This window comes from Sulfuriferula nivalis (genome assembly GCF_009937995.1).
In the GTDB taxonomy this organism is placed as follows: Bacteria; Pseudomonadota; Gammaproteobacteria; order Burkholderiales; family Sulfuriferulaceae; genus Sulfuriferula; species Sulfuriferula nivalis.
Genome location: NZ_AP021881.1, coordinates 1,388,113 through 1,411,295, shown reverse-complemented (window position 1 = coordinate 1,411,295; position 23,183 = coordinate 1,388,113). Strand labels below are relative to the sequence as shown.

The 23,183-nt window shown below is 51.0% G+C and carries 18 protein-coding genes, 1 pseudogene and 1 riboswitch; of the genes and pseudogenes, 6 read left to right on the top strand and 13 right to left on the bottom strand.

Translation table 11 applies throughout. From position 1 onward, the window contains the following. The first annotated feature begins 3 nt into the window (after positions 1-3). The 5 genes from SFSGTM_RS07255 to SFSGTM_RS07235 are packed head-to-tail and all read left to right on the top strand — an operon-like array spanning position 4 to position 5,160. The gene (locus SFSGTM_RS07255; protein ID WP_162084578.1) at positions 4-774 is read left to right on the top strand and encodes a creatininase; all 771 of its coding nucleotides are present in this window, start codon (positions 4-6) and stop codon (positions 772-774) included. Between the two features lie 2 nt (positions 775-776). Further along, positions 777-1,454, top strand: a complete 678-nt coding sequence (locus SFSGTM_RS07250; RefSeq protein ID WP_162084577.1) for a cysteine hydrolase family protein — start codon at positions 777-779, stop codon at positions 1,452-1,454. Then, positions 1,444-2,223: an N-acyl homoserine lactonase family protein gene (locus tag SFSGTM_RS07245; RefSeq protein ID WP_162084576.1), complete on the top strand. Its 780-nt coding sequence runs from the start codon at positions 1,444-1,446 to the stop codon at positions 2,221-2,223. The genes SFSGTM_RS07250 and SFSGTM_RS07245 overlap by 11 nt, the downstream gene beginning before the upstream one ends. Before the next feature lie 7 nt (positions 2,224-2,230). Further along, positions 2,231-4,378, top strand: coding sequence for a bifunctional diguanylate cyclase/phosphodiesterase (locus SFSGTM_RS07240; protein ID WP_162084575.1), 2,148 nt, complete (start codon positions 2,231-2,233; stop codon positions 4,376-4,378). Further along, positions 4,375-5,160, top strand: a complete 786-nt coding sequence (locus SFSGTM_RS07235) for a hypothetical protein (protein ID WP_162084574.1) — start codon at positions 4,375-4,377, stop codon at positions 5,158-5,160. The genes SFSGTM_RS07240 and SFSGTM_RS07235 overlap by 4 nt, the downstream gene beginning before the upstream one ends. A 947-nt stretch (positions 5,161-6,107) precedes the next feature. Here SFSGTM_RS07235 and SFSGTM_RS07230 read toward each other — a convergent pair. From SFSGTM_RS07230 to tnpA, 5 genes and pseudogenes are all read right to left on the bottom strand, one after another. Further along, positions 6,108-7,223, bottom strand: a complete 1,116-nt coding sequence (locus tag SFSGTM_RS07230; protein WP_162083488.1) for an IS91 family transposase — start codon at positions 7,221-7,223, stop codon at positions 6,108-6,110. After that, positions 7,220-8,133 (bottom strand): annotated as a pseudogene (locus tag SFSGTM_RS07220) (tyrosine-type recombinase/integrase). The gene SFSGTM_RS07230 and the pseudogene SFSGTM_RS07220 overlap by 4 nt, the downstream one beginning before the upstream one ends. A gap of 607 nt (positions 8,134-8,740) precedes the next feature. After that, complete coding sequence (gene tnpC, locus SFSGTM_RS07210) at positions 8,741-10,369, bottom strand: IS66 family transposase (RefSeq protein ID WP_162084465.1); 1,629 nt, start codon at positions 10,367-10,369, stop codon at positions 8,741-8,743. Between the two features lie 80 nt (positions 10,370-10,449). Further along, a complete protein-coding gene (gene tnpB / locus SFSGTM_RS07205; protein ID WP_232526076.1) occupies positions 10,450-10,743 on the bottom strand; it encodes an IS66 family insertion sequence element accessory protein TnpB in 294 nt (97 codons plus the stop codon). A gap of 62 nt (positions 10,744-10,805) precedes the next feature. Then, on the bottom strand, positions 10,806-11,111 hold the full coding sequence (gene tnpA / locus SFSGTM_RS07200) for an IS66 family insertion sequence element accessory protein TnpA (RefSeq protein ID WP_162083703.1): 306 nt from the start codon (positions 11,109-11,111) through the stop codon (positions 10,806-10,808). Positions 11,112-11,146: 35 nt separating this feature from the next. Between tnpA and SFSGTM_RS07195 the strand changes: the two genes are divergently transcribed. Further along, entirely contained in the window at positions 11,147-11,671 is a 525-nt protein-coding gene (locus SFSGTM_RS07195) for an AbiU2 domain-containing protein (protein ID WP_162084572.1), read from the top strand. A gap of 235 nt (positions 11,672-11,906) precedes the next feature. Here the strand turns inward: SFSGTM_RS07195 and SFSGTM_RS07190 are convergent, their stop codons facing one another. From SFSGTM_RS07190 to SFSGTM_RS07155, 8 genes are all read right to left on the bottom strand, one after another. Next, the gene (locus SFSGTM_RS07190) at positions 11,907-12,911 is read right to left on the bottom strand and encodes an alpha/beta fold hydrolase (protein WP_174237402.1); all 1,005 of its coding nucleotides are present in this window, start codon (positions 12,909-12,911) and stop codon (positions 11,907-11,909) included. A gap of 2 nt (positions 12,912-12,913) precedes the next feature. Next, positions 12,914-14,278, bottom strand: coding sequence for a type III glutamate--ammonia ligase (gene glnT / locus SFSGTM_RS07185; protein WP_162084571.1), 1,365 nt, complete (start codon positions 14,276-14,278; stop codon positions 12,914-12,916). Positions 14,279-14,334: 56 nt separating this feature from the next. After that, complete coding sequence (gene atzF / locus SFSGTM_RS07180; RefSeq protein ID WP_162084570.1) at positions 14,335-16,140, bottom strand: allophanate hydrolase; 1,806 nt, start codon at positions 16,138-16,140, stop codon at positions 14,335-14,337. Position 16,141: 1 nt separating this feature from the next. Further along, positions 16,142-19,744 carry an urea carboxylase gene (uca, locus tag SFSGTM_RS07175; RefSeq protein ID WP_162084569.1) on the bottom strand — a complete coding sequence of 1,201 codons (3,603 nt, stop codon included), beginning with the start codon at positions 19,742-19,744 and terminating at the stop codon, positions 16,142-16,144. A gap of 88 nt (positions 19,745-19,832) precedes the next feature. Then, a complete protein-coding gene (locus tag SFSGTM_RS07170; protein WP_162084568.1) occupies positions 19,833-20,471 on the bottom strand; it encodes an urea amidolyase associated protein UAAP2 in 639 nt (212 codons plus the stop codon). A gap of 13 nt (positions 20,472-20,484) precedes the next feature. Beyond that, positions 20,485-21,222: an urea amidolyase associated protein UAAP1 gene (locus tag SFSGTM_RS07165; RefSeq protein WP_162084567.1), complete on the bottom strand. Its 738-nt coding sequence runs from the start codon at positions 21,220-21,222 to the stop codon at positions 20,485-20,487. A gap of 34 nt (positions 21,223-21,256) precedes the next feature. Then, a complete protein-coding gene (locus SFSGTM_RS07160) occupies positions 21,257-22,105 on the bottom strand; it encodes an ABC transporter ATP-binding protein (protein WP_162084566.1) in 849 nt (282 codons plus the stop codon). A gap of 9 nt (positions 22,106-22,114) precedes the next feature. Continuing rightward, positions 22,115-22,945, bottom strand: a complete 831-nt coding sequence (locus SFSGTM_RS07155) for an ABC transporter permease (RefSeq protein ID WP_162084565.1) — start codon at positions 22,943-22,945, stop codon at positions 22,115-22,117. A 129-nt stretch (positions 22,946-23,074) separates the two neighbouring features. Beyond that, positions 23,075-23,179: riboswitch (guanidine-I (ykkC/yxkD leader) on the bottom strand. Between the last annotated feature and the right edge of the window lie 4 nt (positions 23,180-23,183).

Sequence of the window (23,183 nt, the reverse complement as noted above, 5' to 3'; positions counted from 1 at the left end):
ATTATGAATACCGTCAACATGAACAAAATGAGTTGGGTTGCTTATTGTGCCCAGATCAAAACCACCAACCCACCCGTGTTCTTACCCGTTGGGGCGCTCGAACAACATGGTCCGCACCTGCCATTGGGAACGGATGCCCTATTGTCTGCTGCTGTAGCAGCCAGCACAGCAGAATTAATCAACGGCATCGTTGCACCAGCACTGTCATATGGTTACAAATCTCAACCAAAATGCGGCGGCGGGCAACATTTCTGCGGCACTACTTCAGTTGATGCACAAACACTGATTGGCCTGGTTCGCGACACGGTACGTGAATTTGCACGTCATGGAGTAGAAAAACTGGTGATCGTCAATGGTCATTTTGAAAATCAGTGGTTTATCACCGAAGGCATCGATCTGGCCATGCGTGATATCCAGCCAGGTGCCAAGTTGCGCGTGATGCGCCTGGAATACTGGGATTTCCTGACTGAAACCACATTACATAGCGTATTCCCAAATGGTTTCCCAGGCTATGCACTGGAACATGCAGCCATAATCGAAACCTCACTGATGCTGCATTACCATCCTGATTTGGTACGGCTTGATTTAATCCCTGACGATGGTCCCGCTGATTTTCCACCCTACGACATTTATCCCGCCAACCCTGACTGGGTTCCTCCATCAGGCGTACTTTCTTCTGCGCTAGGTGCCGATGCGGAAAAAGGTGAAATCATGGCGAAAGAGCTAGCCGCTCGTATTGCGCAAGCCGTAGTCGCAGAATTTAATCAGACTTAACCATGAATTTGCCATATCCATTAAACCGTACAGCCCTGATTATTATTGATATGCAGCGCGATTTTTGTGCAGCTGGCGGTTACGCAGAGATGGCAGGCCTCGACATATCTAATCTGCGCAAGCCTATCCCGCAGATTCAACAACTGCTCAATACTGCACGTGCACTAGGCATGCTGGTCATCCACACACGCGAAGGTCATCACAGTGACATGCTGGATTGTATGCCAAGTAAAAAGGCACGTAGCGCTCGTGCCGCAGCAGCCATAGGTTCTGATGGACCTATGGGTAAACTGCTTATACGTGGTGAATATGGCCATGATTTCATAGATGAGCTGACGCCGATTGCAGGTGAAGTCATTATCGACAAACCCGGCTATAGCGCATTTCATCAAACCGATCTCGAAATTATCCTGCGCAGCCAGCAGATAACCCAGCTCATTATCACTGGTGTAACGACTGAGATTTGTGTGCAATCTACGCTGAGAGCAGCTGTAGAAAATGGATGGGATTGCATCACCATCAGCGATGCCTGTGGCTCAGCATATCCGGAATTACATCAAGCCAGCCTGTCCATGATAGAGGTTGAAGGTGGCATATTTGGCAAAGTACTCAATACCGATGCAATGTTACAACTGATAGCAGACACAACTACAGAGGATCAGACCAGTCATGCAAGTTAAAAAACTCTGGCCATTACTGACGGCAACCCATCACTATGACAAGTCCCTCTCCACGCGACACCGCGGGCAAGGACAAATCATCGAGGCCCCTATCCTCGCCTATCTGATTGAAACAGCAAACGGACGTATACTCTATGACGTTGGTTGCGACTATAACAAGATAGCCGATTCAACTCAGCGTCAACATTACTATGACCCTGAAATATTTCCGTTCGGTGCACCCGAAATGGATGAGAGTCAGCGACTGCCTGCCCATCTGGCACGCATGGGACTGACTCCTGCCGATGTGGACGTAGTATTTATAGGCCATTTGCATTTTGACCACGCAGGAGGATTATGTGATGTGTGTGGCACAGAAGTACATGTACAAAAGGCTGAAATGGAAGCAGCACAAACAGGTCAGGACATAGGCTATTTCCCTGATGACTTTTCTGGTGATTACCCTTGGAAAGTAATGGAGGGTGAATATGATGTAGCACCAGGTGTACGCGCCATATCCACGCCTGGCCATACTGCTGGACACATGTCGCTGTGGATAGAATTACCCAAGGGCGCACCCGTGATTTTATGTGGTGATGCGGCCGATCTGACTGAGAACATTATGGACGAAGTCCCACCTGGGCTATGCTGGCAAGATCAGGAGGATCAGGCTATCGCCAGCATACGTAAACTTAAAACACTGGCGGCAGAAGAAAAAGCAATACTCTGGCCTAATCACGATATCAGTTTCTGGAGAACGCTGCGGCAGTTCCCCGAATTCCACGAATAGGATACTTATGAAACTGCCCGCAACCAGCATAATTAAAGCCAAATTCTGTCAATTCACGCCAGAATCGTCGAGTGAACTTGATTCAGCCGGATTGATTAATGCTATCACCAAAAATCTGGTCGGGATGCTATTCCGCTGTAAAGCCAAGGCTTTCGGCACGATGGAGTTTGTCAGCGCGGGCTGTGTGGAACTCACTGGCTACCAACCCAACGACCTGATACGGGACGATGTCATCTCATATGAGAAAATCACCCATCCTGACGACCTGCATCTGGTCTATATAACAATACAAAATGCACTGATTGCCAACACCAGTTACAACATCGAATACCGCATTATCCGCCGCGATGGTGCCATACGCTGGGTATCTGAACGTGGACTGGGTATAGTCGATAAACATGGCAAAGCAGTAGCTGTAGAAGGATTTATTCAGGACATTACCGATCGCGTCTCCACCCACAAAGCCCTGCACGAAGTACTCAGGCGCTACCGCAGTATTTTTGAACACGCTACTGAAGGAATCTTTCAAACCGCACCCGATGGTTGCTACATTGACGCTAATCCAGCACTGGCTCGGATCTATCGTTACCCCTCTCCCGAAAGTATGATCGCTGCATTGCAGGACATCCAGCATCAGCTCTATGTCGACCCATCACGCCGAGATGATTTCGTACGCATCATGTCGATGTCTGGCTATGTACGCAATTTTGAGTCTCAAGTCTATCGACAAGACGGCAGTATCATCTGGATATCCGAGAATGCCCGCGCAGTCACTAATGAAAACGGCGAAGTCGAATTCTACGAAGGTACGGTGGTGGATATCACCGAACGTAAAAATCATGAAGAAGCCTTACAGCATCAGGCTAGCCATGACACACTAACCAACCTGCCCAATCGCATATTGCTGATGGACAGAATAGAACGTGCCATCAGCAGAGCCAAATATGAACATGAAAAAGTCGCCATTGTCTTTGTTGATCTGGATCACTTTAAACTGATTAACGACAGTCTCGGCCACCATGTCGGTGACCGCCTGCTGCTCGAAGTTTCGTCCCGCCTCAGTAACTGTATTCGCAGTCAAGACACCGTTGCCCGGCTTGGTGGTGACGAATTCATACTAGTGCTGACCGAGCAGATTGATGAACACCATGTCGGCAATATCATCCAGCGCTTACTCGAATCTATATCTCAACCCTGGATTAATGACCAGCATGAATATACACTCAGCTGTAGTGTAGGCATCAGCTGCTTTCCCAAGGATGGCGACACTGCCGAGGCACTCTTGCAGTGTGCAGATGCCGCTATGTATAAGGCAAAAGACGCAGGCAGAAACACCTTCCATCTGTATCAACCTGAACTCAGTGTGGCAGCGACAGGCCGACTGGAGCTCATTAACGAATTACGCCACGCAATAGAAAATTTCGAGTTCCGCGTCTACTATCAACCCCGTATCGATGCCGCCAATGGCAACATCATAGGTGCAGAAGCACTGGTACGGTGGCTACATCCGGAAAAAGGACTGATTCCACCCGATAAATTCATACCTATTGCCGAAGAAACAGGTCTGATTATTCCTATCGGACAATGGGTACTGGAAGAGGCCTGTCGCCAGAACCGCAGCTGGCAAGATGCAGGACTGACACCGATTAGCATTTCGGTAAACCTGTCACCTATCCAGTTCCGCCAGCCTACGCTGATTGACTTGGTTACCAATACCCTCTTGCAATCAGGTCTGGATGCGCAATACCTCGAACTGGAGCTGACAGAATCATTTTTCATGCAGGATGCGGAACGCATTAACGTAGCGATCACGAGCCTGAAAAAGCTTGGTGTCGCACTGGCTATAGATGATTTTGGTACTGGCTATTCCAGCCTGAGTTATCTCAAGCGCTTCCCGGTTAACCATCTGAAAATAGATAAAAGTTTTGTGCAGGAAATAGATACCAACTCCGACGATGAAGCCATCGTCCGCGCCATCATCACACTGGGGCATGAACTAGGGCTAAAAGTAGTTGCTGAAGGCGTAGAGACTCAGGCCAATTATGAATTTTTAAAACAGCACCATTGCGACGAAATCCAAGGTTATTACTTCAGCCGCCCAGTTCCTGCGCCAGAAATGGAATCGCTACTGCGCAACGGATTGAATATCACATGACAGTCCCCGAACAATATCTGGGGGTATGGCAACGCAAGCAGCTTGAAAGCCCTGCAGGTATAGACAACACAACTCAGGTGTACTGGCTGCAAACACCATCATTACACGCAGATATACGTATCCCAGCAGATCGCCCAGATTTTAGCGGGAAGGCATCACTACAGGATTTTTCATTAACCGAATTAAAACAATTAGCGCGCCAGCTAGGATTTGCAGGAGTAACCCGTGTCGTTGATGATACATGCCAATGGATACGCCAACTCGATTATCAGCCAGCCAGAACTGATCTGGATATCGGCCGCATGCAATTCAATGATAATCACTTAATAGAATCAGGCATAGCGCGTGATTACACTGAAATCTGGGAAAAATTACCCGACAGCCAAGGTGCTACCTTTGCCCTACGCTTTACGGAGAAAAATACAACACGCAGCCCCGAACAGTCACAAGCGGGAATCTTGGTAGTCAGTGGTGACTATTTCATTTTCGTACGCGACCGCAGTCACCCCTTACCACATGCAACCTCACTAACCGCCCTGTTGGACGATACGAGTTACACTCACCCACAACTTATTGCCATGCTGGATTTCGAAATCTCATTCGGACGTCTGACACAAGGCAGCCTGCCATGGGAAATTCAACTCTCAACTTTGCCATTTCGTGAAGGCACACCGTTATTCACCACATCTGACTGGGCTGAAATTTCACAGACTAAGGCCGAATATATTCAGGATGTACAGACAGTAAATGGCATAATCAGTCGCCACTGGTTTATTACTTAATCCATACTAACACTACAGACTCAGTAATTCCTTAATGACCGTTTCAATATAAGTGCTTTCGAGAGCTCGCTGCCGGGTCTGGCTTTGTAGCATTTTGATGCATCTTTTATAGACCTCATAATTTCCGATCTGCGTAATTGTTAAAGCAAAAATCTAGTGTTAGACTGAATCAAATCGCACACTAGAATCAGGTGTCTAATAAATTGTGGAAATCGGTGTATATAAATTAGATTGTTTTGACTTATTAATAATAATCTTATAGTTAGACTCATTATCCAAAGAGATGAAAAGTGTTATACACCGTTTTACCAAATAAAATAGGCACCGATTACGGTGCCTATTAGACGTTAGATGACGCTTTATGGAGATAATAGCAAAAGTTTCTCTCCTTATAATCGCCATAATGGCAGTTGGCGTTTATTTGATCATTTGGGCAATCGCATACCAGCACGTGGTTGGCATCGAGAAATGGTCAAAGCAGTACGCCATCCTATCCCCAGGGTGGCTGTTTAATAACAACTTACTACCACCAGAGCATGATCATTTAAGAAAACAAGCATTGTTGTGCGTGGTGGTGTATTCGTGTGCTGGGGGCATTTTATGGCTTATGCCGTAGCAGAAGCGCTGTTCACATCTAACGAATAAGGTTAGATTGTGATCGCGAAGCGAGCCACAATCTGAACCGTTTGTTGGACAAGCCCGGCATGGCTGGGGCGGGTGTTGCTTGAGCGCTTATGGAAATATCTTTTTGACTATGCTGGCATAACTGGACGCGTTACGCATCCCACCCGCCATTTCACGACCTTCACGTTGCCATTGCAGCAACTTATTCTATTCAACTCACCGTTTTTAGTCGGCTTTTCGGGCATGTTAACCCAATTTCAGCCTTCTTCAGGGCGAGCACGGCCATACCTGCCTAGTCTGGCAGGTGGGCGGTGTGGGCTGGTTTAGCGCATGGTCTCCCACCCTGTGTCATCTGCTCTGTGTTCCCGTTTTATAGATGGGGCTGATGTGGCTAGCGGTATCGCTTTGATACGTGTGCGCACTATCTTCATCACCCCACCGCAACATTGGCAACGTATCGCTGGTCTGGGTTGCGCTGGCGGCGGATTGTTCCGTCGCCATAGGTGGGTCAGCTGTAGCTGGGTGAGTAGTTTGCTATTGGGATGCAGGTAGCCAAAGTTGCGGGCGCGGCGGTAGCCTTTGGGCAGAATGTGTTGCAGTATCAGTCGCAGGAAGGCTACACCACTCAAGGTACGGGTTTCCATTTGTTTGGTTTGGCTGTTCCGGTAACGGAAGGTGACCTGACCATGCCGGTCGGAGAGGATGTCTTTCTCCTGTATCACCCCCCGATACAGATAGCGCCCAAGGTAGATCAGAGCGTGCTGTCCAGTGCCGACGGCTTTGCAATCCACCACCCAATCGGTCGGGTAATCGTTTGGCAGGGTGAGTCCTGCTTGTCTGATGCCTGCCAGTAATTTGGCACGAAATACTTTGGCCAGGGCTTTGTGGTTAAACAGGTAGTTGCCGTGTTTATGACGCATGCGTCGCTGTTTGGGGTTAAAGGCGACAGCGGGCATGACGAGATGCACATGGGGGTGATAGTCCAGTCGGCGGTTATGGGTATGCAGTACAGTCACCGCCCCTGCGCTGCCGCGCAGCTTGTTGTCGTTTTGGCTGAAGGTGTTGACTGTTTCCCACGCGCAGCGTGTGATCAAGTCATACATGACGCGCTGATGTTGCCAGGCCAGTGTGCGCAACTGGGCGGGCACGGTGAAGGTGAGCATGAAGTAGTTGGCGGGGATGGATTTGTGTAATTGCTGGTCTATCCAGCGCTGTGATTCGTGCGCCTGGCAATGCGGGCAATGCCGATGACCGCAGGAATGTGGCAGGTAGCTGGGTGTTTGACAATCATCACAGGCAAGTTGCATCCTCGGGCTCATCTGGCTACGGCAGGTTTGAAAGGCGGTTAAGGCAGCTTGCTGGCTGGGCAATAGGTGATGACCGTGTTGTGCAAGCAGTTTAGCTGCGTAGGTTGCTACGATGTGCGCCAGTCTGATCATTTGACTTTGCCCCAATGAATGTGGAATTTCTCCATTAATTGATTAAGGCGAGTGTGTGCGCTCTGATGGCGTTGTTCGGTGAGGTGGGTGTAGCGGATGGTGGTGAGGATGGACTGGTGTCCGAGTATCTGCTGAATTTCGAGTAAATCGATGCCAGCTTCTATCAGGTGGGTGGCATAGCTGTGGCGCAGGCTGTGTGGTGTAATTCTTTTTTTAAGCCACAGTCACGGGTCACTTGACCCAAGGTGGTCTGGATACCACCACGATCCAGCGGGGTGCGTGCCAAGTGCGATTTGGCAAGACCGCCGTGTCGATTAGGAAAGAGCAAGCTTGGGTTGCGATGGGTGAGCCAGAAACGGCGCAATACCTGCAAGGTGTTCTCTGATAACGGCACCAATCGATCACGGTTGCCTTTGGCGTTGCGTACTTGCACCCGCATCCGATCCGCATCGATATCCCCTACCTGCAAGCGTAAGCCTTCGCCTAATCGTAAGCCCAGGCTGTAGAGGGTGAAGAAGAATACGCGGTAGCTCAATACGCGGGTGGCCATGAAGATTTGTTGTGCCTGGGCGACGGTAATGATGTCGGGCAGGCTATATGACTTGGGTGGTTTAACCAGATCCGCACCTGGCCAGGGTTGGCTGAGTACATGGGCATAATAGAACTTCAGTCCATACAGATCATGTTTGAGCGTACTCCATGAATGGGTATCCAGGATGCGAACAAAATAGTCGGTTAATTGTGGCTTGGTGAGCGCGTCTATCTGGTCATTAAAATACACCGCTGCGCGCCGTACGCCGTGTGAATACAAGGCGATGGTTTTAGGCTGCATGCCTCTGAGCTTGAGGCAATTCAGCAGTCGCTGGTGATTGTGCTCGAAGTGCGCGGGGATGGGTGTGGGGGCTGTCAATGTCGTCTCCTCGTGGTACAGTAATCAAAATTCCATTGCTGGGGGAGACGAAATTATGCTGCGTAATTTGATGGTTCGGGAATATTTCTCCGCGATAGCGGCTTCGTTCAACACTTCGGTCAACAGGGACGCCAAAACAGCCGGCTTCGCCGCCTATTTTGCCGCCCGTTACCTTCGACGTTGAGGCTGTAGAAAAACTACTTTTTAGAAACTGGAATAATTATGAGCAAAATTCGACCTTTCAAAATGCCCTGTATTCGACAACCGTCTAGTCTGGAAGGGTTTGAAGACCCTCAAAATAAGATACGCACGACCATACAATTAGTTTTTCAACAGCCTCGTTAGGTCTTCGATGATCAACATCAAGGATGCCGAGGAATTCAAACAGTTGCTGAAGGCGCTGTCTGACGACGTAGTCGATGCGTATATTCACTTTCAAATGTACGAGGATCTTATTGAGGCCATCGTCAAGCATCCTCTAGTTGTCCACCAATCGAACACGTTCTGGACATTTACGCTCCAAGCCCATTTGAATTCCTCTGTGTATGCGTTGTTTCGAGCGTACGACCGTAAGCGTCCAGCCCAGCCACTCCAATCCCTTCACTACTTATGGTAGTTCATTTTTAAACGGCAGCAATTCATCAATCTGGCTATTAGGCCAGACCGGTAATTTTTCCAACGTATCTTTGAGCCATGCATAGGGTTCCAAGCCATTGAGCTTGGCGGTAGCCAACAAACTCTGAATCGCTGCAGCGCGTTTGCCTGCACGTTCTGAGCCTGCGAACAGCCAATTCTTTTTGCCGATGGCAATGGGTCGTATCGCATTTTCGACTGGGTTGTTATCAATAGGCAAGATGCCGCTGTCCGCATAGCGTATCAGTGCTGGCCAACGCTTGATGCTGTAATCCAACGCGCGGGCTGTGCCGCTGCCATCGGCCACTTTGACGCGAGTCTGGATTAACCAGTCATGCAGTTCGCCCAATAACGGTTTTGCCTGAGTCTGGCGCAACTGCAAACGACCTGCCGCATCCAGCTTGTCCGCAGCCTGCTCAATGGCATAGAGTGCCGCGATACGCTGCAGCGCAGCCGCTGCAATTGGACTTTGGTTGGCCGCATGCAAATCAAAGAACTTCCGACGTGCATGTGCGAAGCATGCCAGCTCAGTGATGCCTTGGGTAAATAACGCTTTATAACCAGCGTAATCGTCAACCATCAAGTGTCCTTGCCAACCTGCCAGAAAGTGCCGCGCATGCAATCCCTGTCGCCCTGGCTGATAGTCAAACACCACGATAGGCGGTGCGGATGAAGGGGATGCCAAATCACCCGTGCGGTAAGCCCACAGATAAGCTTTCTTGGTTTTGCCCGCCCCGGGGTCTAATTGTGGCACTGGCGTTTCATCCGCATGCAATACACTGCGTGCCAGCAGTAATTCAGTGAGCCTGTCGACCAACGGTTGCAACGCTACCCCCACACGTCCGACCCACTCCGCCAAGGTGGAACGCGCCAGGGTCACCTGGCTGCGCTGGGCAATGTGTTCTATACGGTAGAGCGGTAAATGATCAACGAATTTACTGATCATCACCCACGCCAGCAAACCTGATGTCGCCACGCCGCCGTCGATGACGGCAGCTGGAATGGGGGCGGCAGCAACGGTTTCGCAGTGGCGACAAGCATACTGTGGACGGATGTGTTGATGCACGGTGAACTGGGCAGGTTCGACATCCAGTTGTTCGCTGATGTCTTCACCGATTTTGATTAACGCACCACCACACGCACCGCACTGGCAAGATGCAGGCTCATGGCGATGAATGATGCGGGGCAGATGGTCAGGCAGTGGCTGACGACCTGCGCGTGGACGCGCAGGCTTGGGGATAGCGGTTGTCGCATCTTCGGTATTAGGTGTATCTGGCTGCCCGATTTGGGCTTCAATGGCCGTGATGTCGGCTGCCCAGCACTCATCAAACAACGCACGCTGCTCAGGCGAGAGCTGCTCGCTCTTGTTGGCGAAGCGGATGCGGCGGTAATAGGCAAGTTCCAGTACCAAAGCCTGGTTCTTGAGTTCGGCGTGCTGGATTTGCTTAGTCAGCGTGAGGATTTGTGCGGTGTTTTGCTGGAGTAATACTGTGTTTTGTTGAATGAGTTCAGCATCCTGTTTAACCTGCGCCAACAGCTTATCCACATACGCCGCCAAGGCGGGATCGGGGATAAATTGGGCAAGTTGTTGGGCTGAATCCATGCTTGAATTATACCATTTCACCCCGCCTGAAACCAGCAATAATGCGGGTTTCAGGCATGTTTTTACTGAATCATGAGTGGCTACACCTGCCAGTGGGCAGGGGCTGGGGCACTGAGTCTTTGCCAGTCGATACCTGTGATCAGCCAGTCCCACTGTGTGGGGGTTAAAGGATGGGTGATGGCAGCGATGTCTGGCCAGGTGAAGTGACCACGATGCAGTCGGCGTTGGCACAACCAGACCCCTGTGCCATCCCAGACCAGGAGCTTGACCCGCGTTTGGCGACGATTACGGAAGGCGTAGGCGGCGCCGTCGCAGGGACTGCGACCCAGGCGGTGCTGGATGCGCTGGGAAAGGCCATCTATGCCGATGCGCATGTCCACGGGTTCGATGACTAGCCAGACCTGGGTGGCGATGGGGCTGATGGGATGGGCAGATATCATGGCAGTTGCCGCAACAAGTCAATTAGCCAGGGCGTGCTAGCAATGGGAAGCTCTACCCGCCAGCCAGTGGGGCTGTGGAGCTGGAGCGTGCCCGTGACAGGCGCAGGTTGAACACTGACGGGGATGAGGGTTAGCGGTGGCTGGCGCGTGAGATTGGGCGCTGTTGTCAGCTGGCTGCGCCAGCGATAAAAGGTCTTGGCACATAAGCCGTGCTGGGTGCAATAAGCTGTGACGGTCAGTTTGGTTTGTTGCCAAGCGGTAAGGTGCGTTTGCCAAAAATCAGGCGTGTGTCGAGTAGCCATCTAGCGTGCCTTTCATAAAAAAGCAGCTAGATTGCATGAGTTTGGCGGGCAATGACAGGTGGATGGGCTGGACGCTTACGTACGACCAAGACACAAGGGCTTTGCACTTGCGCAGTTGGCTAACGACGATTCAAGAGAATCTGTATTTGTTCGATGATGAGTCGTTTCGCGAACGACTAAAGGGAAACCCATACGTCGCAAGCCTAGCGCAAGACTCACAAAAACCAGATACTGCGACGCTGGCAGATGATATCGCAGCATGTTCGAGTACTGATCAGATTGTTAAGAAGTTGACGGTCTACCGCAGCAGTCGGATTGCTCACCGGAATGCCAAAGCACTTCTTTCCCCAGGCGACATCGGCGAAAGATATGGGCTGACTTTCGATGATATACGTACATTACTTGAGCGGGCGAAAACCATTGTGAATCGATATAGCTATATGTTCGCAGCGTCCGTCTACTCAACTAAAGTGATTGGGCACGATGACTTCGAATACATCTTTAAGTGCGTCGAGGAAAAAGTTGAGGAAGCACGTCGTCCGTGGACATCGCAGACCTAACCCGGCGTTGCAAGGGACGCTCCGCCTATCGGCGGCGCGCCCCTGTAAAACCACGGGTACAGGTCTAGCTTTTTAGCCTAGCCACCTGCAAAAACGGTGGCAGGTCTAGCTTTGTAGCATTGCTGATGCCTCTGTCTCCAAATCCCTTAGAGAATTTTGCACGATTACTGCGCTTTTTCGCTGATTCCCATCACACGCTAAATCGTGCAAAACTCTCACATAATTCATGCAGTTACTACCGACTCAACAACTCCTTGATCGCAGCTTCAATATAGGCACTTTCTTCAACAAACCGGCCAGGCGAGCCAGCACAATGACCGGCGGAAGAATAAATCGGACGCAGCTCCGCATCGCGGGTAAATCCGGCCTCGATAGTGTTTTCTGCCAGGGTGAAATATTGATCGTGGTCACATGGCATGACGATGGTCTTCGCTGTTACTTGCGACAATGCCAACGCCAGATCACCGCCAAATTTCTCATGTGCGCTGACATCTGCATGCTCCCAAGCCCACAGCTTGGCTAGCAGATTATTGGCATCCCAGCTCAGGTGATCCAGCTCCCAGTCTTCCAGCAGGTCATCTTGTGTTGCAAAACCGATCTCCTTGTAGCGCTGCTCGCGAAAGAACTCGGCGGAGTAGGCCCAAGGCATATACACCCGACCAAACGCCCTGAGACCTTTGGCTGGCGGTTCTACATAATAACCACCGGCAAAGGTGGGATCCATTTCCAGTGCAGCCCTCACCCCTTTCAGAAACAGCTGATTGTATGGCCAGCACCGGGTGGCACCGCAGACTGGCAACAGATTCTGCACCATGTGCGGGTACAACACCGCCCAATGCCAGGCTTGCACCGCACCCATAGACCAACCTAGCACCAGCTTCAGCGTGCTGACCCCGAGCTTGTCCAGCAACAGTTTCTGACAGGCCACGTTATCGTAAACCGTCACCTTGGGAAACCCACCACCCTGATAACGTTCCAGCGTGTTGCTGGGGGAAATGGACAAACCGTTACCTATAAGATTAGGCACGACGATAAACCATTTTTCCGGATCCAGCGCACGCTGTTCGCCGATGATGCGAGCATTGGATAGATGCGTCCCGGTGTAATAGGTGGGGAACAGGATGCAATTATCACCCTGCTCATTCAACTTGCCCCAAGTGGCGTAGCTGAGCCAGGCGTCATGCAGGGTCTCGCCACTTTGCAGGACGACATCGCCAATATGGAATTGCTGGACGTCCATAATCAGAACAGTTTCAAATAACGCGCTTTTTCCCAATCACTGACGTGGTTGTTATAGCGTATCCATTCTTCGCTCTTGTAATCTATCCAGGTAGTAAACATGCTTTCCCCGAATACCGCTTTGGACAGTTCGTCCTGCTGGAACATGTCTATCGCCTCTTTCAACGACTGCGGCAACATCTTCACGCCCATAGCATCCAGTTCTTGCGGGGTTTTCAGATACATGTTTTCGGTATGCGGTTCACCCGGATCCAGCTGCTGCTCTATACCTTCCAGCCCAGCCGCCAGCACCATGGCTGCACCCAGATATGGATTGCAGGCACTGTCTGCCGCGCGCAGTTCGATACGGCCACCGCCTTTGGGGATGCGCAGTGTGTTGGTACGGTTGTTATCACCATAGCAGGCAAACACCGGCGCCCAGGTAAATCCAGACATGCTGCCGCGCAACACCAGACGTTTGTAGCTATTCACCGTCGGCGCAACCACTGCGCATATTGCCGGCAAATGCTTCAGCACACCCGCCATAAACTGATAACCCAGTTTGGATAAATTGCAGCCACGTGGATCGTCTTCAGCTTCAAACAGATTCTTGCCAGTTACTTTATCCGCAAGCGACATATTGAAATGTGCACCACTGCCAGCTCGGTCGCCATAAGGCTTGGGCATGAAACTGGCGAAACCACCGTGACGGCGCGCAATTTCATTCGCCATCAGGCGGAAGAACACAAAATTATCCGCCATGGTTAGTGCATCGAAATATTTGAAATCAATTTCAAATTGACCAATACCATCTTCATGGTCCAGCGAATACACGTCCCAGCCGAACTGGTTCATGGATTTAACCAGTTCGCGCATCCAGTCCATGTTATCCAGCAAGCGCGAAACATCGTAGGCTGGTTTTTCCAGATGGTTGCGTGTCGACAATGGCGAGTAGCCACCATCAGCGTCGTCTTTCAGCACAAAGAATTCAGCTTCCATACCCAGATTCATGCGATAGCCCATGGCATCAGCCTTAGCCACTACATTCTTCAATATGGTGCGGCTACACGCTGAGAAAGGTTTACCTTTCGTCCATAAGTCACTGGCAAACCAGGCAATATCCTTATCCCACGGCAGAATTTTGCACGAAGCAGGATCTGGATGTGAGGCAACTTCCTCATCACTGACATCCTGCGGCACACCTTCCAGCGCTGCACCCGTGCATAACTCAGAACCGGACATCATGCGCTTGTAATGCGCGATCGGTACCATTTTAGATTTGGATACACCATGGATATCCACATAGCTAGCCAGCATGAATTCCACACCAGCAGCGGCCAATGCTTCTACGTCATAGCCAATATTTGCCGGCTGAGTAAGTACAGTCATTATTTCGCTCCCTTTCACAACTTAAAGTAAGAACCGCATATGCAGCACGGCAACATTTATTTTGTATTCAGATACTCACGCCAGCTGCCTAGGTGGGTAATATCCACCGCATCCACTACCGCATAACTTTCGCAGATAAAGCTTAATACTGACTCGCCACTCGCCAGTGTAATCGTACCTATGCCTAATGGCGCAGGTATCCCAGCGACAAATGAACCGAATTCGCGCGCCGGCATTTCCCACACCTCAACTACAATTGCACCACCCTGCTCGCCCGGTTTGACGCGTACCATGCCAGGACGATATGGAGGTCCGCCAGGTAGCGCATAGAATTTGTAGTCTGGTGAACTGGTCGTAGTCTGCACCAATCGTGCGCCACGCTGAGTGAGCTGCCAATTCAACGGTAAGCCGGATAAATGTGCACCACATACGGCAACGCGTATCTGTCCCGATGGCAATAACGCTGGTAATTCTGCAGGTACTGGCTGAGCGATGCCAGTCGCCCCTAACGGCGTTGCTACTGCCTGCTGGCAACGCGCTGCCAGATGCAGCAATGGCGCATCCTGATGTGCGGGCGCGACCAGCGTTACACCAAATGGCAGCCCATCCTGCTGGAATCCAGCAGGCACTGACACCGCCGCATAATCAAACAGATTCATGAAGTTAGTGTAATAACCAAGATTTGAGTTTAACTTGATCGGGTCGGCCTGCATCTCGGCTATGGTATATATTGTCCCTGCCGTCGGTGTTATCAGACAGTCCACTACATCCCAGACCTTATTAGCCTGCTGCTTCAGTTCACGCAAACGGTATTGGCCGGCAAAAGCATCCGCTGCGGAATAGCGTGCGGCGCCGCCGATGATTTCCCGCACTGGTGGAAACACTTTATCGGCATGTGCATCAAAGAAATCCTTGAGTGCTACATAGCGCTCTGCTACCCATGGGCCATCGTATAGCAATCGTGCCGCTTCCAGAAAAGGGTCCAAATCAATCTCTACCACCTGTCCACCCAGCGACTGTAACCGTACTACCGCTTCACCAAACAGTCGCTCAGCTTCAACGTTGCCAAAAAACTTTAACTGATCTGCCCGCGGCACGCCGAAATTGAATACTGCTGCTCTACCAAAATCGAATCCATGCGCTTCAACTTTACGTGAATAAATATCGGTTTCATCGGCACTGGCTGCAGCCGCTACTACTCTTTCCGCATCTTCTGCAGTCAGCGCGAATACCGATACCACATCCAGTGAACGGCAAGCTGGCAACATCCCAGTCGTCGATAGCCAGCCACAGGTAGGTTTATGCCCGACCAGATTATTAAATGCTGCAGGCACTCGTCCTGAGCCGGCGGTATCTGTGCCCAGACTGAAACTGACCCAGCCTTTGGCGACGGATACTGCTGAACCAGCACTGGAACCACCAGAGATATATTCCGGATTAAAAGAATTGCGACAAGCACCATAAGGTGAACGTGTGCCATTGAGTCCAGTTGCAAACTGGTCAAGATTGGTCTTGCCTATAGGAATGGCGCCTGCATCGATCAGTCGTTTTACGACTGCAGCACTTTGCTCAGGCGTATAGGCAAATTCCGGGCACGCTGCCGTTGTCGGCACGCCAGCCAGATCAATATTGTCCTTAATCGCAAACGGAATACCATATAGCGGCAACTGTGTTGGATCCTTGTCTGCCAGCGCATCCGCATACGCATAGAGTTGCTCAGCGGATAATTGATAGATCCAGGCATGGTCTTCATTATTCCCGGCAGTACGTGCCAGCACCACGTCGATCAGACCACGCGGTGTCAACGCGCCGCTGTTGTACAGCGCTCGTAAATTGGCAATATCCAGACTCAAATTTTCCATATTATTCCCCCTGTATCACCAGTAAGTCTTGACCTGCCGATATCTGACTACCTTCACGACAGTACAGGCGTATTACTTTGCCAGCAGATGGTGCGACCACGTTGATTTCCATTTTCATAGATTCAATAATCAGCAAAGTGTCGCCCGCCTCAACCATATCGCCCTCGGCTACTTCTATCTTCCAGATATTTCCGGCCACATGACCTGCCACTGCACGGCTGTTAGGCGGCAAATCCAGTTCGCTATCGGTTGACGCTTCGGCCACAGTGGCATCAGAGGCATAATCAGCCTGTCCATTTGCCTTCCAGCGCTCACGCTCGGCGTTGAAAGCGATCTGCTGCTTCTCCCGAAACGCTGCAATATCGGCATCGTTATCCTGCAAGAATGTGTTGTATTCACGCAGGCTGAATGTGGTTTCTTCCACCTTGAGCTTGAACGTACCCGCGACAAAGTCTTCGCGCAGTTTCAGCAGTTCATCTTCCGACACAGGATAAAAACGAATCTGGTCAAAGAAGCGCAGCAGCCATGGCTTGCCGTCAATGAAATCGGCAGTCTGCTTGTAACGATTCCACATCTGGATGGTGCGGCCGACAAACTGGTAGCCGCCAGGACCTTCCATGCCATACACACACATGTAGGCGCCACCGATACCCACTGCGTTTTCCGGCGTCCATGTACGCGCTGGGTTGTACTTGGTCGTTACCAGTCTATGCCGCGGATCCAGCGGTGTTGCTACTGGCGCGCCGAGGTAGACGTCGCCCAGCCCCATTACCAGATAGCTGGCGTTGAATACGATTTCTTTCACCTGTTCGATGCTGTCCAGCCCGTTCATACGCTGAATGAACTCGATATTGCTTGGGCACCATGGCGCATCTTTACGCACCGATTGCATGTACTTTTCAATGGCCAAACGAGTGGACGGGTCATCCCAAGACAATGGCAGATGCACGATACGGGCTGGCACTACCAGATCTTCGATGTTGGCGAGAGCCGATTCTGCTTCGGACAGTGCCGCCATCAGCTGTGGCAGCGGCAGTAGCTGATTGTTGTAATGCACCTGCAGCGAACGAATACCTGGGGTCAGATCAATGATGCCTGGCACATTCTTCTGTTGCAGCCAGGTCATTAGCGCATGCACGCGGAAGCGCAGGTTAATATCCAGCACCAGCGGGCCGTATTCCACCAGCAGGTATTTGTCGCCAGCAGGACGATAGGTCACAGCAACCTGGCCGTCCTGTTCTTCAACACGATGTAATACTGGGGTAGATGTTGCCAAGTCGGTGACATCAGCTGTTACTGTCACTGCCAAAGTCTTGATAGCTGAGTCCTGAGCCAGCTCACGCTGCATAGCCTCAGCAAGCCCGATACGCTTGAAGCGCACAGTATTGCCTGGACGCAATTGTCCCATTTTCCACAATTCAGCTTGCACTATGGTTGCAGGGCAAACGAAACCACCCAGACTAGGACCATCCGGCCCCAGTATGACCGGCATATCGCCAGTAAAGTCGACCGCGCCAATTGCATAGGCATTGTCGTGAATATTGGAAGGATGCAAGCCCGCTTCGCCGCCATCGGTCCGTGCCCATTGTGGCTTGGGTCCGATCAGGCGCACGCCGGTACGACTGGAGTTGTAATGCACTTCCCAGTCGGTAGAAAAAAACATATCGATATCAGCATCGGTAAAGAAATCCGGTGCACCATGCGGGCCATATAACACACCGATTTCCCAGTGGCTGTGATACTCAGGCACCAATGCGGTATCCAGTACGACCTCCGCTTGCGCAGCGGCTGGTGCTGAACCCAGATGCAACACATCGCCTACCCTTAATGTACGGCCAGCATGGCCACCGAACTGCCCCAGAGTAAATGTCGATTTACTGCCCAGATAATCCGGCACGTCGAAACCACCCGCCACCGTCAGATAGCTGCGGCAGCCGTCGCCCTGTATGCTGCCCAGACGCAATACGCTACCAGCCTTGACTGGTAACGCACGCCAGAATGTCAGCGACTCGCCATCCAGTTCCGCAGTCATAGCTGCACCCGTCAGCGCTATCACGCTGTCGCGGTTAAAGCGCAATGTAGGACCCGCCACAGTCAATTCCAAGCCAGCGGCATTATCATCATTACCTAACAAACGGTTGCCCAATTGAAATGCCAGTGCATCCATAGGCCCTGAAGGCGGCACACCCACATCCCAGTAACCCTGGCGCCCAGGATAATCCTGGATGCTGCTCTGCACGCCGGGCTCCAGCACGTCGATAGTCGCTGCCAGATAATGTAAGGCATTCAGGTAGCGCGTGGTCTGTTTACCTTCAACAAACACATGATCTCGGATGATCTGACGCAGGTAATCCAGATTGCATTCGATACCAGCTATATGGGTCGCGTCCAGCGCGTCTTGCATCTTGGCTATCGCCTGTTCCCGGTCATCAGCAGTGACGATGATTTTTGCCACCATAGGGTCATAGTACGGTGGTATCGTGCTGCCCCGCTCTACCCAGGTGTCAACACGGGCGCTGTCTGGGAAAACCGCTTCCGTCAGCACGCCGCTGGAAGGCTGAAAATTCTTGCCCGGATCTTCAGCATACAGGCGCACCTGGATAGACGCGCCTTGCGGATTAATGGTCATACTGCCCAGCGCTGGCAGATCATCCGCAGCCTGACGTACCATCCATTCCACCAGATCTATACCCGTTACCTGTTCGGTAACACCATGCTCTACCTGCAGACGTGTATTCACTTCGAGGAAGTAAAACTCGCCATTCTGCGCATCGTAGACAAACTCGACGGTACCGGCCGACTGATAATTCACTGCCTTGCCCAATTGCACTGCTGTCGCCAGCAAACGCGCACGCTGGACGTCGGTTAAACCTGGCGCAGGAGTTTCTTCTATCACCTTCTGGTTACGGCGCTGCACTGAACAATCACGCTCGCCGAGTGCGACCACATTACCCTTACCATCGCCAAAAATCTGTACTTCAATGTGACGCGCCTGCTCGACATATTTTTCCAGATAAATACCGGCATCCTTAAAGTTGGCACTGGCGAGACGTGCTACCGATTGAAATGCCTCAACCAGCTCATCCGCACTCCAGATCAGGCGCATACCGATGCCGCCGCCACCTGCTGTGCTTTTGAGCATCACCGGATAACCGATGCGTGCGGCTTCAGCCTGAGCATGTCCAGCGTCAGCCAGCAGTCCGCTACCTGGCAACAAAGGCACCTGATTCTGCTCGGCGATTTCACGAGCAGTATGCTTGAGGCCGAAACGACGCATCTGATCTGGTGTCGGGCCCATGAATACAATACCGGACTCGGCACAGGATTCGGCAAATGCGGCATTTTCGGACAGAAAGCCGTAACCAGGATGGATGGCTTGTGCACCCGTCTGTTTGGCGACTTCCAGTATTTTTTCTGCTCGCAGATAGCTTTCTGCAGCAGGTGCGGGTCCTATGCACACGGCTTCATCAGCTTGTGCCACATGCAGCGAGTGTGCATCGGCTTCCGAATATACGGCGACCGAGCGTATCCCCAGCTTTTTCAGTGTGCGGATAATGCGGCACGCAATGGCACCACGATTGGCTATCAGTACTTTATCAAACATGATCTTTTTCCCATTCCATGACGGGGCGTCCCATCATTATTTTTGTTATTGCAGGTCGTCCTGCAGCACCTTAATTAATATCAGCTCGTTAATTCCAGATCAATAACTGAACGGGTGTCGGGTTATAGCCATTACATGGGTTATTTAACTGCGGGCAGTTAGAAATCAGCACCATCACATCCATCTCGGCTTGCATTTCCACGTATTTACCCGGAGCGGAAATGCCGTCTTCAAACGTCAGTTTGCCTTCTGGGGTCACTGGCACGTTCATAAAAAAATTGACATTGCTGGTCAGATCACGCTTGTCCATATGACAATCACAGTGACCCAGCGCATGCAAAAAACTATCACGACAGCTGTGCATGAATTTCTTGCCAGTTTCATAACGCACGCTGTTACTTTCCGCAGCGCAAGCGCCACCCAGCGTATCGTGGCGACCACAGGTATCCGCAGTAATAGTTACCAGCACGTTACCCTCACTGGACAATAGCTTGGAGCCAGCGGTCAGATAGAGATTGCCCTGCGCGCGTATGGTATCAACCGCGCTGTAACGGTCAGTGGACTCATGTGCGTTATAGAACAATGTATCAACTGCCTGATTACCTTCCAGATCCAGAATGCGGAATGTTTGCCCCTTTTTGACCTCATGCAGCCAGGGTTCGCCCGCTGGTACGATTTCGTCGTACACCGCGTCTTTAGGATCAAATTTACTTTCTACGATAGCCATTTTAGAGCCCCTCTCAACGGTACAACAATTCAGTGTTATAGAAGCCGCGCTGGTTTTCCGGACGGAAATTGCGGCAATAATCGTCAGCTCCTGGCAGTTCGGAATGCCATGCGGTGAGTTTTACTGGTTTAGGCTGATATTGCGGATTCGGATCGAGTGGATGCTGAGTAGCGGCAAGCACAACCAGCGTATCCATTTCAAAGCGCAGATCAATGTAATCACCTGCTACTGAGTTATCTGGTTGGAACATCAAGTTGCCGTCTTCGTCAGCGCTGACTTTACTGAACAAATTAATATTTGCCACGATGTCGCGCTTACCCAGGCCCCATTTACCAAGCTCAATCAAAAAGCTGTCACGTCCGTTACGGTACATGGCATTAAGGTGAGTCTGGTAACGCGCTTCACCGTATTTAGCCAGCATCTGCGCAGCATCAGTCATCCCGCACACGGTGTCATGCCAGCCGCAACTATCTTCGGTAATGGAACACAGCACGCGTCCCATGTCTGAATAACACACAAAGCCCTTGGTCAGGTGTGCGGTATGCTGTGCCTTGAGCGTATCGGCCATGTTGTAACGCTCCAGTTTTTCATCCTGGCTGTAAAACAGCACCGACAGGTTGGCACCGCCTCCGATATCAGTAACGCGCAACGTGGTGCCACGTTTCACATTAAATGACCAATGCGCGCCACCGGGAATAACTTCTTCCCACATCACACTATCCGGGCTGTATGTTGTATTTTCTGATTTCATATTGCTATCCTCTTATGCTGATTAATACTTACCACTAAACTGCTTCGCTACCTTCGGCTTGCCGAGTCATTTGCTCCAGCAAATCCGTATCTGTATGCATACCAGACGTTTCCCGAATGCGGGTCAGAATTTCCTTCTTTAACGCTATAAACTCAGGTGACAGTTTCATTTCCTGATTACGCTTATCCGGCAACGGCACCTCATAAATCGTGTCGATACGCCCCGGGCGCGGTGCCATCAGCACGATACGCTGACCAAGATAGATAGCTTCTTCCACATCGTGGGTCACAAACACGATGGTGGTTTTCTCCAGATTGAACAGGTGCAGAATCAGATCGTGCATGACTTCTCGGGTCTGCGCATCCAGCGCACCAAACGGCTCATCCATCAGCAGTATTTCCGGCTTAGGCAATAAAGCACGTGCAATCGCCACGCGCTGCTGCATACCGCCAGAAAGCTGGTTAGGATACGCCTTGGCAGCATGTGCCAACCCCATCAGCGATAGCAGCGCATCCGCACGCCCCGAGGCTACTTCAACTTCAGCAGAAGTCGCACCTTCGCGGTTTACTTTCAAACGGCGGCTGAATTTGATGTTATCGACTACTGATAGCCATGGATACAGACTGTAATTCTGGAACACCATCGCTCTGTCTACACCAGGACCCTGTACTGCGCGACCATTCACGGTGATTTCGCCGGAGCTAAGTGTTTCCAGGCCACCGATACAGCGCAACAAGGTCGATTTACCACAGCCAGATGCGCCGACAAAGGTAATAAACTCATTAGCACCAACGGATAAGTTAACGTCCTGCAACGCTACAACATCCTGCTTGTCAGTGGTAAAAATCTTACCTGCTGAATTAATTTGTATTTTGTTATCCATGAGATACACCTATTTGTTATACAACCAGGGGAAACTCTTGCGATGCGCAAAGCGGAACAATTGATCCATGATCAAACCTATCAGTCCAATCAAAATAATGCCCGCGAAAATTTTGTCTGTTTGCAAGAAACGTTGTGCTTTAAGAATGGCGTAGCCTAAGCCCGAGTTCGCCGCTACCATTTCCGCCACCACCAGATAAGTCCAGGCCCAGCCCATGGTAACGCGCATAGTATCGAGCAACGCCGGCTTGGCCGACTGCAAAATCACCATGGAAACTATCTCTTCACTGCCCGCGCCCATAGTCTGAGCTGCTTCTATTTGTGCCATGGGCACACGGCGTATATCCTCGGCCACCATCAACACCATCTGGAAAAATGTACCTATCCAGATAATGGCGATTTTCGAACCCTCATCTATCCCCACCCACAACATAACCAGAGGAATGAATGCAACCGCAGGCATATAACGAATAAAGTCCGTCAATGGCTCAAACAAGGCTTGCATTGGGCGATAGGTACCTATCATTACCCCCAGAGGCACAGCAAGAATAGCGGATAACAAGAAACCAATCGTTACACGATAAATACTGATCCAGGCATCCCCGATCAGATCATCATCTTCATACCAATGATAAACTCGTGTTAGTACGTCCATAGGGCTGGGCAGGAAGACCTTATCCATCATGCCACTATTGGCCATCAACCACCAACCAATGAATGGAACAAGCATGCCGACAGCAGCAAAGAACAGGAATTCTTTGTGGTTCAAATGACCTCGAATGGTCCACAACTTGCGCTTGCGTACTGATGTTAATGAAGGAGTTTGTTTAGTCGCTGACATATCGACCCCTAGCGTTTAATTAACGGCAGGAGAAATACGATCAGCATGTGACTGAACCAATGTTGTAATGACATAACTGTGACTCCTTGAAAGTAAAATAGCGAGAGGCTGAAGCGACAAATGATCGCAACCTCCCGGGCTTTTATCCCTCCGTGGAATCTCAGCTAACTGAGACCGGACAACTCTCGGTCCAGACACTCCATTGCTGGAATCGGAACCCTAGATGCCCTGATATAAA

What these genes read in the sequence shown, in the direction of transcription:
- SFSGTM_RS07155 (WP_162084565.1), bottom strand. Translation starts at nt 22,945, where the DNA reads ATGTCAGCGACTAAACAAACTCCTTCATTAACATCAGTACGCAAGCGC.
- tnpB (WP_232526076.1), bottom strand. Translation starts at nt 10,743, where the DNA reads ATGCGCATCGGCATAGATGGCCTTTCCCAGCGCATCCAGCACCGCCTG.
- tnpA (WP_162083703.1), bottom strand. Translation starts at nt 11,111, where the DNA reads ATGGCTACTCGACACACGCCTGATTTTTGGCAAACGCACCTTACCGCT.
- SFSGTM_RS07245 (WP_162084576.1), top strand. Translation starts at nt 1,444, where the DNA reads ATGCAAGTTAAAAAACTCTGGCCATTACTGACGGCAACCCATCACTAT.
- SFSGTM_RS07230 (WP_162083488.1), bottom strand. Translation starts at nt 7,223, where the DNA reads ATGATCAGACTGGCGCACATCGTAGCAACCTACGCAGCTAAACTGCTT.
- SFSGTM_RS07195 (WP_162084572.1), top strand. Translation starts at nt 11,147, where the DNA reads ATGAGTTTGGCGGGCAATGACAGGTGGATGGGCTGGACGCTTACGTAC.
- SFSGTM_RS07235 (WP_162084574.1), top strand. Translation starts at nt 4,375, where the DNA reads ATGACAGTCCCCGAACAATATCTGGGGGTATGGCAACGCAAGCAGCTT.
- SFSGTM_RS07190 (WP_174237402.1), bottom strand. Translation starts at nt 12,911, where the DNA reads ATGGACGTCCAGCAATTCCATATTGGCGATGTCGTCCTGCAAAGTGGC.
- SFSGTM_RS07240 (WP_162084575.1), top strand. Translation starts at nt 2,231, where the DNA reads ATGAAACTGCCCGCAACCAGCATAATTAAAGCCAAATTCTGTCAATTC.
- atzF (WP_162084570.1), bottom strand. Translation starts at nt 16,140, where the DNA reads ATGGAAAATTTGAGTCTGGATATTGCCAATTTACGAGCGCTGTACAAC.
- uca (WP_162084569.1), bottom strand. Translation starts at nt 19,744, where the DNA reads ATGTTTGATAAAGTACTGATAGCCAATCGTGGTGCCATTGCGTGCCGC.
- glnT (WP_162084571.1), bottom strand. Translation starts at nt 14,278, where the DNA reads ATGACTGTACTTACTCAGCCGGCAAATATTGGCTATGACGTAGAAGCA.
- SFSGTM_RS07170 (WP_162084568.1), bottom strand. Translation starts at nt 20,471, where the DNA reads ATGGCTATCGTAGAAAGTAAATTTGATCCTAAAGACGCGGTGTACGAC.
- SFSGTM_RS07165 (WP_162084567.1), bottom strand. Translation starts at nt 21,222, where the DNA reads ATGAAATCAGAAAATACAACATACAGCCCGGATAGTGTGATGTGGGAA.
- tnpC (WP_162084465.1), bottom strand. Translation starts at nt 10,369, where the DNA reads ATGGATTCAGCCCAACAACTTGCCCAATTTATCCCCGATCCCGCCTTG.
- SFSGTM_RS07250 (WP_162084577.1), top strand. Translation starts at nt 777, where the DNA reads ATGAATTTGCCATATCCATTAAACCGTACAGCCCTGATTATTATTGAT.
- SFSGTM_RS07160 (WP_162084566.1), bottom strand. Translation starts at nt 22,105, where the DNA reads ATGGATAACAAAATACAAATTAATTCAGCAGGTAAGATTTTTACCACT.
- SFSGTM_RS07255 (WP_162084578.1), top strand. Translation starts at nt 4, where the DNA reads ATGAATACCGTCAACATGAACAAAATGAGTTGGGTTGCTTATTGTGCC.